General features: G+C 50.6%; 17 protein-coding genes. 8 read left to right on the plus strand and 9 right to left on the minus strand.

Features of this window, described 5'->3' with window-relative positions; all coding sequences use genetic code 11:
- Positions 1 to 20: 20 nt before the first annotated feature.
- A complete protein-coding gene (locus EXY25_RS07170) occupies positions 21 to 1271 on the minus strand; it encodes a cation:proton antiporter (protein ID WP_130566254.1) in 1251 nt (416 codons plus the stop codon).
- Between the two features lie 221 nt (positions 1272 to 1492).
- On the opposite strand from EXY25_RS07170, the gene rpsF reads away from it, so the two are divergent.
- From rpsF to EXY25_RS07195, 5 genes are all read left to right on the plus strand, one after another.
- Entirely contained in the window at positions 1493 to 1945 is a 453-nt protein-coding gene (gene rpsF / locus EXY25_RS07175; RefSeq protein ID WP_114336948.1) for a 30S ribosomal protein S6, read from the plus strand.
- Positions 1945 to 2256: a primosomal replication protein N gene (gene priB / locus EXY25_RS07180; RefSeq protein WP_114336949.1), complete on the plus strand. Its 312-nt coding sequence runs from the start codon at positions 1945 to 1947 to the stop codon at positions 2254 to 2256. The genes rpsF and priB overlap by 1 nt, the downstream gene beginning before the upstream one ends.
- An 11-nt stretch (positions 2257 to 2267) precedes the next feature.
- Positions 2268 to 2495 (plus strand): 30S ribosomal protein S18, encoded by a 228-nt coding sequence (rpsR, locus tag EXY25_RS07185; protein ID WP_114336950.1) that lies wholly within the window; start codon positions 2268 to 2270, stop codon positions 2493 to 2495.
- 38 nt (positions 2496 to 2533) lie between these two features.
- A complete protein-coding gene (gene rplI / locus EXY25_RS07190) occupies positions 2534 to 2986 on the plus strand; it encodes a 50S ribosomal protein L9 (RefSeq protein WP_114336951.1) in 453 nt (150 codons plus the stop codon).
- A gap of 244 nt (positions 2987 to 3230) precedes the next feature.
- A complete protein-coding gene (locus EXY25_RS07195; protein ID WP_114336952.1) occupies positions 3231 to 3629 on the plus strand; it encodes a rhodanese-like domain-containing protein in 399 nt (132 codons plus the stop codon).
- Between the two features lie 113 nt (positions 3630 to 3742).
- Here the strand turns inward: EXY25_RS07195 and EXY25_RS07200 are convergent, their stop codons facing one another.
- The 6 genes from EXY25_RS07200 to EXY25_RS07225 all read right to left on the minus strand — a co-directional run bounded on the left by EXY25_RS07200 (position 3743) and on the right by EXY25_RS07225 (position 9546).
- On the minus strand, positions 3743 to 4699 hold the full coding sequence (locus tag EXY25_RS07200) for a 2Fe-2S iron-sulfur cluster-binding protein (protein ID WP_130566255.1): 957 nt from the start codon (positions 4697 to 4699) through the stop codon (positions 3743 to 3745).
- Between the two features lie 118 nt (positions 4700 to 4817).
- Positions 4818 to 5240, minus strand: a complete 423-nt coding sequence (locus EXY25_RS07205; protein WP_233496406.1) for a group I truncated hemoglobin — start codon at positions 5238 to 5240, stop codon at positions 4818 to 4820.
- Positions 5241 to 5250: 10 nt separating this feature from the next.
- Complete coding sequence (locus tag EXY25_RS07210) at positions 5251 to 5571, minus strand: c-type cytochrome (protein ID WP_114336955.1); 321 nt, start codon at positions 5569 to 5571, stop codon at positions 5251 to 5253.
- Between the two features lie 10 nt (positions 5572 to 5581).
- A complete protein-coding gene (locus tag EXY25_RS07215) occupies positions 5582 to 6145 on the minus strand; it encodes a Tll0287-like domain-containing protein (protein WP_114336956.1) in 564 nt (187 codons plus the stop codon).
- Positions 6146 to 6170: 25 nt separating this feature from the next.
- The gene (locus tag EXY25_RS07220) at positions 6171 to 7550 is read right to left on the minus strand and encodes a cytochrome c3 family protein (RefSeq protein WP_130566256.1); all 1380 of its coding nucleotides are present in this window, start codon (positions 7548 to 7550) and stop codon (positions 6171 to 6173) included.
- A gap of 10 nt (positions 7551 to 7560) precedes the next feature.
- On the minus strand, positions 7561 to 9546 hold the full coding sequence (locus EXY25_RS07225) for an FAD-dependent oxidoreductase (protein ID WP_130566257.1): 1986 nt from the start codon (positions 9544 to 9546) through the stop codon (positions 7561 to 7563).
- A 456-nt stretch (positions 9547 to 10002) separates the two neighbouring features.
- On the opposite strand from EXY25_RS07225, the gene EXY25_RS07230 reads away from it, so the two are divergent.
- On the plus strand, positions 10003 to 10629 hold the full coding sequence (locus EXY25_RS07230) for a DUF6198 family protein (protein ID WP_130566258.1): 627 nt from the start codon (positions 10003 to 10005) through the stop codon (positions 10627 to 10629).
- Positions 10626 to 11288, plus strand: coding sequence for a YitT family protein (locus tag EXY25_RS07235; RefSeq protein ID WP_130566259.1), 663 nt, complete (start codon positions 10626 to 10628; stop codon positions 11286 to 11288). Before EXY25_RS07230 ends, EXY25_RS07235 begins: the two co-directional genes overlap by 4 nt.
- Before the next feature lie 43 nt (positions 11289 to 11331).
- Here EXY25_RS07235 and EXY25_RS07240 read toward each other — a convergent pair whose 3' ends face one another.
- Positions 11332 to 12051 carry a DUF3313 domain-containing protein gene (locus EXY25_RS07240; RefSeq protein WP_130566260.1) on the minus strand — a complete coding sequence of 240 codons (720 nt, stop codon included), beginning with the start codon at positions 12049 to 12051 and terminating at the stop codon, positions 11332 to 11334.
- A 251-nt stretch (positions 12052 to 12302) separates the two neighbouring features.
- Positions 12303 to 13424, minus strand: coding sequence for an AI-2E family transporter (locus tag EXY25_RS07245; protein WP_130566261.1), 1122 nt, complete (start codon positions 13422 to 13424; stop codon positions 12303 to 12305).
- Between the two features lie 181 nt (positions 13425 to 13605).
- Here EXY25_RS07245 and EXY25_RS07250 point away from each other — a divergent pair, with 181 nt between their 5' ends.
- Positions 13606 to 13959: an ArsR/SmtB family transcription factor gene (locus tag EXY25_RS07250; protein WP_213014111.1), complete on the plus strand. Its 354-nt coding sequence runs from the start codon at positions 13606 to 13608 to the stop codon at positions 13957 to 13959.
- Positions 13960 to 14016 lie beyond the last annotated feature (57 nt).

A 14016-nucleotide genomic window follows, 5' to 3' on the forward strand; every position in this document is an offset into this window, starting at 1 on the left:
TTTTTCTGGCTAAGGGATGTTCACTTTTTCCGGTTTAAACCACTTTTACGCAGTAGCCATGGCATGCTGGGGGCTTGAACCAGCAAGGTAAAGATCACCACACCGTAAGCAATCGATTGGATGGTCCACCAGCCTTCAATCGAGGTGGGTAGTGAGAGAGCCAGCACCAACGTTATGGCGCCGCGGAGGCCCCCCCAGTGCATAATGCGTTGCTCTTGTAGTGTTATTTTTGGGCCGCGTATCAGTCTGGCAATCGCCAGGCTGAATGGAATGCTCAATCCGCGAGCCAGCAAAATAGCGAAGATGCCAATCATCATCGCCAGGTAGCGTTCAGTGAACATATTTAGGGTGATCGTAATACCCATCAACAAAAACAGCAGGCCGTTGGCCAAGTAGCCAAGTAGCCCCCACAATTGGTGCAGGCGTTCATGGAGTGATGGCTGCTGCGTGCGGAAAGAGGCACCCTCGGTTTGTCGTTGGCTTAGATTCCCCACCAGCAGGCCACAGATCAGTACCGCCATCACGCCGGACACGTGCCACCATATCTCAGCAGCACTAAAGCTGCCGTATGCCAGTAGCAGGGTCAGCTGTGCCCGTTGCGGAAAACTGATTAGCTTGTGCATAATCCACACGCCAACAAGACCAATGACAGCGCCGATGGCTGCCCCACCGAGAAACACGCGGAGAAACTCAAGCAAGGCATCGCTTGCATTCATCTGGCTACCGCCACTGGCGATCAGCAATAGTACGGAGAACAAGACGATGGCGGTGGCATCATTAAATAGGCTTTCACCCTCAAGCATGATCGCTAAGCGCTCGGGTGCGCCCAATGACTTTAGTTGTGTGACGACAGCGACAGGATCTGTAGCGGCGAGTAGTACCCCTGCCAACAGTGCTGAGCTCCAGGGAAAGCCTTGCGGATGACCGATGGCGTAATACAGTGCAGCACCGATGACCGCGGTGGTCAGCAGCACCCCAATGATTGCTAGGCTCATGATGGGTAGGAGTAGCCTTATCAGTGCCTGAGCATTGATGGCAAATGCTGCTTCAAAAATTAAAATCGGTAGAAAGACAAACACCACTAGGTGTTGAAAAGTGTCGGCACGAAGGCCCGTATCATAGCCGGCCAGCAATACTAGCTCTGAGCCAATGAATCCAATAAATACTAACAGCAGAGTATGGGGTAGGCGTAACCATTGAGCGACAGGTTCTGAAAACAGGCTAGCAGCTAACAACATGATTAAGGCGATGATCATCTGCTCAATTGCCATAGCTGTTCCTTATTTCCTTCGGTTGTCTGCAAGTGACATAGAAGTAGACCTGTTAAGGCGGGATTTTTATTCGTTCTGCTACTAAAGATAGTCCTTGAGCGTGGCGATGAATTTCTGTACTATTCGCGTCCCTGAAATCAGCCATTTCATAAGTTCCTTGCCTCTATATCGGTGTGGCTGAGCCGAGGCCCAGAGGCTGTTAACCCGTAAGGAGCGTTTAAATGCGTCATTACGAAATCGTTTTTATGGTTCATCCGGACCAAAGCGAGCAAGTACCAGGCATGATCGAGCGTTATACTGGCGTGATCACTGCTGCAGGCGGTCAAGTACACCGTCTTGAAGATTGGGGTCGTCGTCAACTGGCTTACCCAATCGACAAGTTGCACAAAGCACACTACGTCCTGATGAACGTAGAAGCGACTGCTGAAAGCGTAGACGAGCTGGAAACAGCTTTCCGCTTCAACGACGCTGTGCTGCGCAACATGGTTATGAAAACCAAAAGCGCTGTTACTGAGCAGTCACCAATGGCTAAAGCACGTGACGAGCGTCCAGCCCGTCGTGACGACCGTGACGAACGTCCGGCTCGCCGCGAAGAAGCTGCGCCAGCTCCAGCTGCTGCACCAGCTCCGGCTGCTGAAGCCCCTGCGGCTGAAGAAGCGCCAAAAGCTGAGTAATGGACGCTGATAATCGTTTGGTGTTGACCGGAACGGTCGTAACGACACCGGCGATGAGCAGAAGTCCGGCTGGCGTTCCCCACTGCGAATTCGCACTGGAACATCAGTCTCAGCAGATGGAAGCGGATTTTCCACGTCGTGCTTGGTGTTACGTAACCGTTATCGCCAGCGGGCATGGAATTCAGCCCCAGACTGTAAATTTAACTAAGGGTAGTGTGGCTAATGTGACTGGCTTTATCAGCCATCATCGAACACCAAATGGTGTAGGAAAATTAGTATTACATGCCCAACAGATTGAAATGATTGCTTAGGAGATCGTGCCATGGCTCGTTTTTTCCGCCGCCGTAAATTCTGCCGCTTTAGCGCAGATGGCGTCACAGAAATTGATTACAAAGATATCCAGACACTCAAAGGTTACATCACTGAGAGTGGCAAAATCGTGCCTAGCCGTATTACCGGCACTAGCGCAAAGTACCAGCGTCAGCTGGCACGCGCTATTAAACGTGCACGTTACCTGGCTCTGCTGCCTTACAGCGATACGCATAAGTAAGGCCGGGCCTAACTCGGACCAATTGAAGAGGAAAGGTAATGCAAATTATTCTTCTTGATAAAATTGCTAACCTGGGTGGCTTGGGCGACCAAGTAACCGTTAAGGCTGGCTACGCACGTAACTACCTGATCCCTACCGGTAAGGCAGTTCCTGCAACTAAAGCTAACGTGGCTGTATTCGAAGAGCGTCGTAGTGAGTTGGAAGCTAAATTGGCTTCACAACAAGCGACTGCGCAGGCTCGTGCAGACAAGCTGAGCGCCCTGGAAGATGTGGTTATCGCATCTAAAGCTGGTGACGAAGGCAAACTGTTCGGTTCTATCGGTACTCGCGACATCGCTGACGCCATCTCCGCCGCTGGCGTTGATGTTGTTAAGAGCGAAGTTCGTCTGCCGCTGGGCACTATTCGCAACACTGGCGAATACGACATCGACGTTCAGGTTCACAGTGAAATCACTGCGACCGTTAAACTGAGTGTTGTTGCTGAAGCCTAAGTGCTGACTAGCAAGTTGTAGAAAGCACCGCCTCCGGGCGGTGTTTTTTTATCTCCGCCATCCTCATCGATCTTCATTCGCTCTAGTTTCTTGCTTTGATATTCATTTTTTCCCCTCTGTAATTTGAAACCGCTCCTCAGACAGTGTTGAATAGAGCGCATTCAGTTAGCAGGAAATCACTTTCGCTGAGACACGCGAAACAGCGCGTTTCCTGCATGGCTTTTAATTGTTGGGAGTATTAATCATGAAACGGATCCTTGTCGCTATATGTGCCTTATGGAGCAGTTGGGTAGCCGCTGGTGAAATTCAGCTTATTTCGCAACAGGAATGGTTAGCGTTAGCTGAGAATAACCCTCAGCAGATCCTGTTGGATGTACGTAGCGCGGAAGAGTATGCCGCCGGTCATATTCCTGGGGCGATAAATATCTCTTATGATGAGTTAGATAAGCGCTGGCAGGAGCTCGACGGTGAGCAACAAGAGTTGATTGTGGTTTACTGCCGCAGTGGCCGCCGGGCAGGGATCGCTGAAGCCTTATTGCAAGCCAAGGGGTTTACTCAACTGCGTCATCTGGAGGGCGACTTAATTGGCTGGAAAGCCGCTAACTTGCCTTTGGCCACGACAGAGCTGGCACAGGCTGAGTAGTGCTGTTTGGTGTTAGATGAACGGTTTCAGCTGGCCTATACGCTATGTTTTATTGGTGGTTCGTGAGCTGAACGGCCAGAGTCTTGGCCATTTAGCACGTTTGTTCTATTTCGTTAAGCAGCGGGCTGAAACAGATCGCACTGGATCGCTTGCATGCTCGCTCCTTTCAAAAAGCAGAGCTTCCGCAGCTTGTTGACGCGCTGCGGCGAGCCGCAGAGAAAAACACGATAACCATTTAACGCATCATGCTGGCTGGCAATTAGCTGGTCGATTGTCTTTGCGTCGCTGGGGGTGTCTGTTTCAAGCAGGCTGACCTGGTAATGCAGATTGTCATGGGCAGCCGCTAACGCTGCTATCTCCTCATGCAGGTAGAGGTTGTCGGCATTGCGGGCACCGGTATAGAGATGGATCGGGCCGCTATGCCCCTGTTTTAAAGCATCACGAGCAATTCCCCACAATGGCGCTAAGCCCGTGCCAATGCCTGCCAACAGCATAGGTTGAGCGGGGTCGCCAGCAGTGTAAAAGCAAAGGCCATTCGGGCCTTGTAGTTGTAGCTCATCGCCAACCTGAAGAGATTCCTGCATCCAGCCGCTAAAACGCCCTTCAGGTTGCACTCTAATATGAAATTCCAGGTGTTCTTCGAGAGCGGGAACACTGGCTAAGGAGTAACTCCTGATCGTTGATTCATCGCGCCAAAGGTTAACGTATTGCCCCGGTTTATAGTCGAGTTTGGCATGGAGCCGAAGGCGGATGACTTGGCCGGGAAGTTGGGTTTTTTCTACTACGGTGGCGGCAATCTTGCGGTCACCACTGTCCGGGAGCTGAACCGTCATATCGGTACTGGGATAGCACTGACAGGCAAGCAGATGTTTGGTTTCAATTTCAGCTGTCGATAGACCTTTCTGAGCAGGGTGGGGAATGTGGCCGTCAGTGGACTGGACTAAGCAGCTTTGGCACAGGCCGGAGCGGCAGCTGTTGGGGATGTTTTTGTCAGCGGACAGCAGGGCTTCGAGTAGCGATTGGTCTGGGTTTATCTCTATTGTGGCGTCTTGAAATTGCACTTTAGCCATGGTGTCACCTGGGGTTATTCGTTGTATCAAAGGGTGTAATGTCGCTGACTCGGGAAGCCCTTCTCAATATATCGAGAAGGGGCTGCCCCGTGGTCACATGGTATAGCAATTAAGGTGCTTAACGATTAAGGACGTCATCGCGCACACTTTCAGCAATCGCCGCAACTTCTGCAATATCGCTGTCAGGTACGCCGAGCTCTTTTAGTGTTGCCCCCAGATTTTCAACCACAGCATCGACATGGATGTCGCTGAGACCTTTCATACCCGCGTGAGCTGTACGTAGATCTTTGCCGTTGTAGTTCGCTGGCCCACCAAAAACCATGGTTAAAAATGCTTTTTGTTTTTTCGCCTGAGCATCCATATCGATACCGTCAAAATACTCACTGATGCGGTCATCCATCAGCACTTTGCGGTAAAAAATATCAACGGCAGCGTCAACGGCAGCTTCGCCACCTAAACGCTCATATAAACTCAGTTTTACTTCGGTTTCAGCTTCCATTTTTGGCTCCTTCTTGCCAAACAGGCTAGAAAATATTCCCATGATCTATCCCTTATTGAGATTGACTAATCATATAGTTAACGGCCTCCGCCACCTGAGTGTCGGTCAGGGACGTATTACCACCGCGGGCAGGCATGGTGCCTTCCTCTCCTTCAAAGCCGTTTTGGGCGTGGCCGACCAGGGTATCTAGCCCTTTGGCGATCCGCGGTGCCCACGCAGCTTGATTACCTATGGGGGGCGCGCCTGCTATGCCATTTAGGTGACATACGGCGCAGGTTTGCTCCCATACCTGCTGGCCCGGCTCCGGACCCGATGGCTGACAGCCCATAACCAGCAGGGCTGGCAGCCAGATCAAATATCTGGCTGTTTGCATGGCGAACTCCTTAGATAGGTACGCGGATCACAACACCACCCATGACGTCACCCACCTTAAAGTCAGTGCGAGGGCTATCTTTGTGTTCGTTGTGGCAACTGGCGCATACCGGCGCCACTGCTACATCTGGATATACCGCAGTGAAATAGGTCACCCCACCTAGTGTCTCTTCGCCATAGTAGTTCTGTCCGGGATTATCGATGATGAACTGCAGTCCCGCTTTTTCGGCTTCTGTGACAGGCGAATTCTGGCTGTTGATGGGCCAAAGTGATTGCAATGAATAGCTAAATTTGTCGGTTTTTCCAGCCACGGTTTCTGCGCCAAATCGGAACATCTGAGCGGGCAGCGGTAGTGCTTTGTCATCCATAAAGTGTTCAGAGGCTTTAATCACCTGCTCTTGCTTGGCGAGGCGGCCCACTACTTTTTTAGTGTATACGGCACGATCTGAATCCATCACCAGATGCAGAGCATCGGTAAACTGCTGGGGTGAAATGCCGGCGCTTTTCTCTTCACCACAACCAGACAGCATGAGTGCTGCGGCAGTTGCTGATATTGCGAGTAGTTTGGTAGTCATTGTGCTTCTCTCCCGATGGTAGGTCTTATTTTTCAAGCCTGCCGACAGCCATATCGACGCTTTCGATATGAACTGCTGGTTGGCCGTTGAAATTGTTTTTAATCAGTTGCGGGTCGGCCAAGGCATCGAGCGAGAAGCTCAAACTATGGCAGCTCATGCAAACTGAACGGAGCATCTTTTCATTGGGTCTCAAATTATCGTTTTGGTTATGGTTGGCGATGACTTCATCGCCGATGGTAATTCTGGGTAAATGGCAGCTGGCGCAGCTCACGCCCGTTCCCTCGGCTGCGGTTCCGGCTTGTTCTGCTAACCAGGATTGAGCATGGGGAGATCCTTCATAGCTCTGGCTATGCTCGTCTGCGTGGCATCCTAAGCAGGACTCAACAGCGGCCTGCTGGATATTGAACTGATGGGGGGAGTGGCAGCTGTTACAGGTCAGCGTCAGGTGTCCTGCATCCTCTTGCATCGGCTGACGGGCCATGTTGGGCTGCATTGGTGTCAGCGAGGCGTTTAACCGTGGATCCATGCGCATGCCATGTTTTCCCTGAGTAAAAGCGGTTGTTTGCGCCTCATGGCAGCTCGCGCATTGCGCCATGCCGGGTTGCTCAATCCAGTTTTCCTGGCTGTCCTGATGGCAGCCTGCGCAATTTACCTGGCCGTTGCCATGGGCGCTGCCGTGCCAGTCGGCGATCAACTGCCCCTCTACTTGCCATTCTTGAGGGAAGTCCGGCGTCGGTGGTGTTACAGCTAAGCTTTGGTGTGACTCTGGCGTAGCGTCGTCATCTGTTGCTTGTTGCATATCTAGAGCTGCGAGGGCTGCGATTTTCGCGTCGCCGCTGAGTAGAGGCAGTGAAGCACCTTGCTCTAGCCAAGGTGCTGCTGCATGTTTGACTAAGAAATCTTCGTACAGAGCCTTGTTGTCGTGATAGTTGTGGCAGCCAGCACTGGCACAGGTATCAAACCCCATCCCTTGGTGAGTTGGTCGCTCTTCGGCAATATCCTGATGGCACTCGTAGCAGAAGTCGCCGGGGAGCGTGACGCCCATCTCGCCGGTTCTTTCTTGTTGATGCTCGACATGGCAGGTGACACAGAAACGGGCATCGAGTTTCTCCAGCCGATCAGCGTTGCGTGGATCGGTAAATTTGCTGACCGGATGGCTGTCATTGGCGACTTCTAGCTCTTCGCCATGGCAGCTAATGCAGGCGTTCTGCAGATCTTTTTCGCTGCTGAAGCCATCGCCATGGCAGCTGCTACAGGCCAATTCGATTTGGTAGTGACCATGGCTGGCTTCGCCTATCAGCAACAGCTCTTTGTCGGCACTGGCGAACATCACGTAGCCCAGATAGGCTGCGGCCGCAATGCTCATTGCTATCCAACTACTCCAAGCGAGCTTCTTTACTGCCATCACTGCGCCCCTAGAAGTAATAAACCGATAACACGTGGAAGGTCAGCAGTACTGGCAAAGGCCAGAACGCAAGAATGTGGCCCCATAGCCAAATCTTCTGCCAGCGGCGACTGCCGCTGAGCGAGAGCTTGTGGCTGATTGCGCTATGGATCGCTGCACCGCAACCAATGGTTAGTAGTGCCAAAAAACTGATCATTAGCCATCGATTCAGGTTGCTACCCAAACTTAATCCGGTGTGAATAAGCAACGTACTGACTATTAATGCACCTACCACTGTATGTACTAGGCGCCAGTGTTCGAAATTCATCAGGGTGAATTTTTTAATTCGTTTTCGCAGGCTTAATAGGGCGGCAGCGACTGATAACCCTAAAATGGTGAAGCCGCTGACTTGTTTCCAGGTGCCATCGCGCCACAGTTGCTCCAACCACCAACCCTGTTGCACCGATTCGCTAATTGGTGATGGGAACAGGGTAAACAGGCTAGCGCCAATGATGCACAACAAGCTGAGCAGTGCCAGTGACCTTGACCAGCGCACAGGTTCTAAAGGTTGTTGGCTGCCACAGACTTCTTGTAACAGCGGTTTACAGCTGCCACACACAGTACCTGCACCGGTCTTATTCGACAGCGCTTGTAAGTTTTGGCAGCCGGTATTCACACAATCAACCAGCTGACCTTTGCTGATATTCATGCAGTTGCAAACGATCGCTTCCGCCGGCCAAGCTTGAATGCTGAGATCGTCGTTGTCTGGCCAGATGTTGCCGTAACGTTTGAAACGCCATTGTTGCCAGATGGAGAGCGGCCGCTTCTGTCTGACATGCTCCTGTATTCGCCTAACTTCGGACCAGGGGCCGACACTGATGGCGCCGACTAAGCGACCTTTGTGTACCACTATCTTGCGATAATGCTCATTGTCCTGAAATACCAGTTCCTGTTGCGCAATACGTTTCGGTAGTTGGGTGACCTCACCCATACTGAAAACCTCTTCGCCAACCACTTTAAGGGCGGTGACATTGAGGGAGCCGGCGTACTGCCCACGCTGATGTGCGATATGTTCAGCTGCGACAGCAGCTTGTTCGTAGCCAGGTGCGACTAAGCCATAGGTGACACCGCCATGCTCCGCACACTCACCGACGGCGTAGATGTTGGGATCCTCAGTCTGCAGTTGATCGTTGACGCGGATACCGTGACCGACCGGCAGATGTGCGGCAAGCGCGAGCTCCCTGTTCGGCGTGATCCCTGCGGCCACAATCACTGTGTCAGCTGTTAACTCTGTGCCATCGCGCAGTACTATCTGTTCAACTCGTTCTACGCCGCGGATCTCGCGCACGCCATTTCCGGTAAGTACGTCGATCCCGACTTGTTCTATCGACTGCTGCAGGTAGCTTCCACCCAGCTTATCCAGTTGCCGGTTCATCAAGGTTTCACCCTGTTGAACAACGGTGACGCGGGTATTGCCCCATTGCATAGCCTTGGCAGCCTCTAAGCCGAGCAAACCGCCACCGATGACGACGACATGACGAGCACGGGCTGTGCGTGCCATCAATGCTTGAGCATCATTGAGGTTCCGAAAGGTATAGACACCTTTCAGTTCGGTGCCAGCAATTTTCGGTATATGGGGGTGAGAGCCCACCGCAAGTATGAGCTTGCTGTAATGATGCCATTGTCCGTGAACGTCTTTGACCTGTTGGTTCGTTCGGTCTATTTCGAGGATCGGACAATTGAGGTGTTGGGTCTGATGATGATCATTGCCCTGGCGACGAAATCGCTCCAAAGAGATTTCGTCGAGGTCTAGCTCACCAGCGAGTAAAGAGGAGAGCTTAATTCGGTCGTATGGTTGCCATGGTTCACCACCAAACAGTGTCAGCGGTTGTGTCGGCATGCGTTGGCGAAGCTCTTGGGCAGCACGAATTCCCACCGGGCCGGTTCCCACGACGATAATGGGGTGGCTGTTGGGAACGGCTTCTTTTGCTGTCTGTACGCACATCGCAGATGTCATTTGTTTACTCTGAACCGATAATTTTCAGGTCTACCTGCGCGTTCCAATATCTATGCCAGCTTGATTTTTTCGTTTTAACTATATGATATATATTGATTTGTTCTTATAATGTGTATCTCTGCTGCATCTTCTGTTTTGCTGGCAATTTCACCAAAAAGATTCTCTTTTGCATGGCGAGTGTTCAAAACTGTGCAAATCAAGAGTACCCCTTAGGGGGTATTTTTGTTTGTTAGCTGATGTTTTACCTGTAAATAATAAGTGACACTTGCCTTCACAGTTTGCCGCTGTAGTCGTTGTTTTGAATTCTTTACTGTTGGCATCTATCTGCTAATGGCTCCGATATAATGCCGCTCGCATTTCGGGCTCTACCTACAACCATCATAAAAGCGCCCCTGTTTCTGTACTACCTGTTATTTGTGCCCAATCAGGGCCGATGCATCTTTATATGGAGTCGTGATGAAGTTTCACGCGTTACGCTGGTATGCCTTGCTCGAAGGCTGCTTCCTTGTCGCTATCGGTGTCATCATTCTGGGCAATGCCGATCTCATCGTCGGTGGTAGCCCGGGTTTGGCGTTGATTGCTCACCATTATTTGCCGCTTACCATGGGAAGCTGGTTGCTATTGGCTAACCTGCCGTTTTTTGTGTTGGCTTTTCTGCGTTTGCGCCGCGAGTTTGCGCTGATCAGTTTAGCTTGTAGCTTTATTGTTTCTCTATTGGTCGACCTGCTGGGGCCACTGCTGGCGGAAGTGCATATGCCACAGCCATTGGCAGCGTTACTGGCGGGTTTGTTGATCGGTTTTGGTTTGGTGGTGCTGTTTCGTCAGCGCGGCTCTATCGGTGGGGTGAATATTTTAGCGCTCTATCTGGAGCTGAGATGGGGTTGGCACTCGGCAAAAGTGATATTGGCTTGGGATATCTCCATCGGTTTGCTGTCGCTATTAATTTTTGATTGGCAAACAGTCGTTAGCTCATTGATTGCATTTGCCGTATTGGCATCAGTGATTGGTCGTTATCATCCACGACAGGTGAAGCAGCCAATCCAGCCGCTCCCATCAGCGATGACGGCTAAGGGTTCGTTATGAATACATTACAACAGGCCGGATTCTGGCAAAGGTTTTCTAATATGGCGGCGTTGAAAAAGTTTGGGCATGAATGGTTTGCGCGCTTGGAGGGCTGCTTTCTGGTTTCTCTCGGAATATGCTTTCTTTCCGCTGCCGGGTTGCTGGTTAGCGGTACTGCCGGGCTATCGATCGTCACGAATGAGCTGCTCCCAGTAACCTTTGGCTTCTGGTTCTTTGTTATCAATTTGCCGTTCTTTGCATTGGCAATTAAGCAACTGGGTATGGCGTTTGCCTGGCGCAGCTTGATCTGTATTGTTTGTGTCTCTGCAACCAGTGATTTGATGATCTACTTGATCCGTTTTGAAGAGATCCCACCGTTAATGAGTGCCTTGATTGGTGGCGGCTTGATCGGTATCGGATTGATTTTATTGTTCCGTCACGGCACGTCGTTGGGTGGTGTGAATATTCTTGCGCTGTATATGGAAAAACGTACCGGTATTCACGCAGGCAAAGTGATCTTGATGATGGATCTGATTGTTGTTGCCGCTGGATTAATGTTGTTTCCGTTGGTGCAGGTGGCTTATTCAGCCTTTAGCTTTGTGGTGCTGAGCTCGGTGTTGGGGCGTTACCACAAGAAGGCTCCGCTAACCCAGCAAGCAGAAGAACAGGCCGCCCAATAATTAATTGGGCGACCATTGCTGGTGGGGCGTAGCTCTTTTTGTGTTACTGGCTATCGGCTTTCGTGCTGTCTAAGGTGCCATTGGAGGCTTCATGCAGCGCATTTTCCAATTTCCCAGCCCAGTATCCTAACGCAGGCCTTAGATCTTCGATCGTCAGTGGTTCTCCTCGCGCGACAGTTCGCCCTTGATGGCCTTCTACGAGGGCACCGACACGTAAACCAGTTTCACCATCGAAGAATTTTCCTTCAAAAAATACTACTGATACTTGATCGGCAGTTTGTCTCATTTCTCCTAAGCTTCGAACCACGAAACCGATAGGGAGATAGTCTTTTCCTGCCATATCTGGGCGTGCGATTGCCACCCCTGAAATGGCTGGTTGAATAATCAATGTGCCAGGGCCAGGTTTGTCGACTAGGGTGAACTGGCCATTGACCGCTGCCATTAATTTGGCTTCGAATACGGAGGCTATCTCCTGTTTTTGTTCTTCAGTAAGCGTCGTCATCCGCGCTAAGTCAGTTCTTAGGTAGAACTTCACTGGTTGGATCATAATGTGCTGATAGGCGGCTAGGTCGAAGGAGGGGTGCAGGTAACGCATCGCGATTACATTACCTTGCTCATCTTTGACTGGCTTTAAGACGGCGTAATCTTCAGCATCACCTAAGAAACCAGAATAGGTCGCTGATACATCTGGTTTGGCGATGCAGCCGGCAAGCAACGTTACGCCAATTAACAGCGAAAAGGAGATCGACAGTAATTTACTCATTCACGGGTTCCTAAAAATTACTTAAGCCTAACGGGGCCTATTAGTCTTGGTTTGTTTCCATGCGAGCAGTCGCAGGAGGAAATAGCGTTAAGTTTTCATAAAGATGAGGCGATCACCAGCCTTAATTGAAATATGTTATTAATATAGTGCTACGTGTTGGTAGTCGCTTGATAGTGAACATCAAAATGGTTACACCTTAGTCTCGTTAGGCTAGGAGACCAAGGTGTACCATCCTTCTCATATGGGTTGTGTTAGCTTTCTGAAGGTTGCTCCAGTGTCTTCTCTGTGCTTGAGTTCGATGTGGTTTCTTGATTGTCACTCAGCCAGGCGCTAAACAACTCATATCCCAACACCATAATCACCGCACCGACAAATAGTCCGACGAAACCCATGGTGATAAAGCCTCCAACGGCACCAAGAAATATCACCATCATAGGTACCTGTGAGCCTTTACCCATGATCAACGGTTTCAATACGTTGTCCATCAGTCCGACAGCGATGCTCCATATCATATAGATAACCGCAACCACGGGTGAGGCGAAGGAGAATACATAAATGGCTAAAGGCACCATCAGTAGCAGCGGATTAATCTGGATGATGCTCATGACCAGCACCAATAGTGCCAGTAGCGGCGCTGCAGGCAGGTCGATCAGATAGAAGCCTAGGCCTGCTAATAGGGCTTGCAGGATGGCAACGCCGAGAATGCCGCGGGTCACGTTTCTCACCGTCACGCTCGCAAGGTTGGCGAACTTGGCCCCTTTTTCCCCAGCTAAGCGTTTCGATAAGCGTGTGACAAAACGTTCCGAGCCGTCAGCCCCAGCAAGAAAAACACCAGCAATGATGATTGAAAACACCATGACAAGCAGTGAAACAGTAATGCCAGCGGCTTTACTAAAGACTACCCGACCTGCTTCCTTGACTTGCGTGTCATGCTTTTTCAAAAAGCCTTCTAAATTATTGGCGGCATCATCCCAGGCTGCGTGGACTTTCTCGCCAATGAGTGGCCACTCTTTCACTTTTTCCTCTGGGTTAGGCAGGTCGAACTCCCCTTTTTCGACTTGCGCTGACACGGTCTGAATATTTTCAGTGATCTTATCCGCGACAATACTTGCCGGAGCAATGAGGGCGGCGAGTAGGCTCACAGTTACCAGAGTGGCGGTTAACTTTCTGCTTAAGCCGGTTTTTACTTCGATCCAGTCACTGACGGGTTTTACCGCAACGGCAATAATGGCGGCCCAGATGATGGGAGCCAAGAAGGGTTTGATGATGTCGTAACACCATGACGCTATAAAGAATACGGCAGCGATACGTATTGCTGCTTCTAAGGCGCGCTTTGTGAACTGACGATCAGCTTGCAGATCCGTTTGTGACATAACAGGTTACCTTATTGTTTTTCCGATCAAATAAGCAGTTTTGGTGTGACAATTAAGAGTTTAATCAGTTTCCACAGCTTAGGGGGATTTTTATTAACCCAGATGACAGATTTATCAGTCATTTAATCGATACCTTATCTTGAGTACTATGATGGGATAGGACTAATTGGTCATTAATTAGTTGCGTAATTACTTAACTATCTACTCCGAATATGGTTTACTGACGCCCATGAATGATATCGAACAGATGAAAGCAAATGCCCAGCAAGCGGCCGACTTTCTCAAACAGCTTGCTCACCCTCAGCGTTTGCTGATCTTGTGCCGGTTGATTGAAAAGGAACACTCTGTCGCTGAGCTACAACAGGGCAGCGGTATGTCTGCGCCAGCGTTTTCTCAGCACTTGGCGCAATTGCGCCATGCTGGACTGGTCTCTTCCCGGAAGGAGGGGCAGTCAGTTTACTATCGTATTGCCCAGCCCTCAGTGGCAACGGTGATCAATGCGCTGCACGATGTCTTCTGCCCAAGCGCCGATTAATCGGCAGTAAATAATCGATGCGATCATGGTGAACAAGATCGCAATCAGTGAGGTTGA

The sequence above is a fragment of the Corallincola spongiicola genome (genome assembly GCF_004284785.1).
Classification (GTDB): domain Bacteria; phylum Pseudomonadota; class Gammaproteobacteria; order Enterobacterales; family Neiellaceae; genus Corallincola; species Corallincola holothuriorum.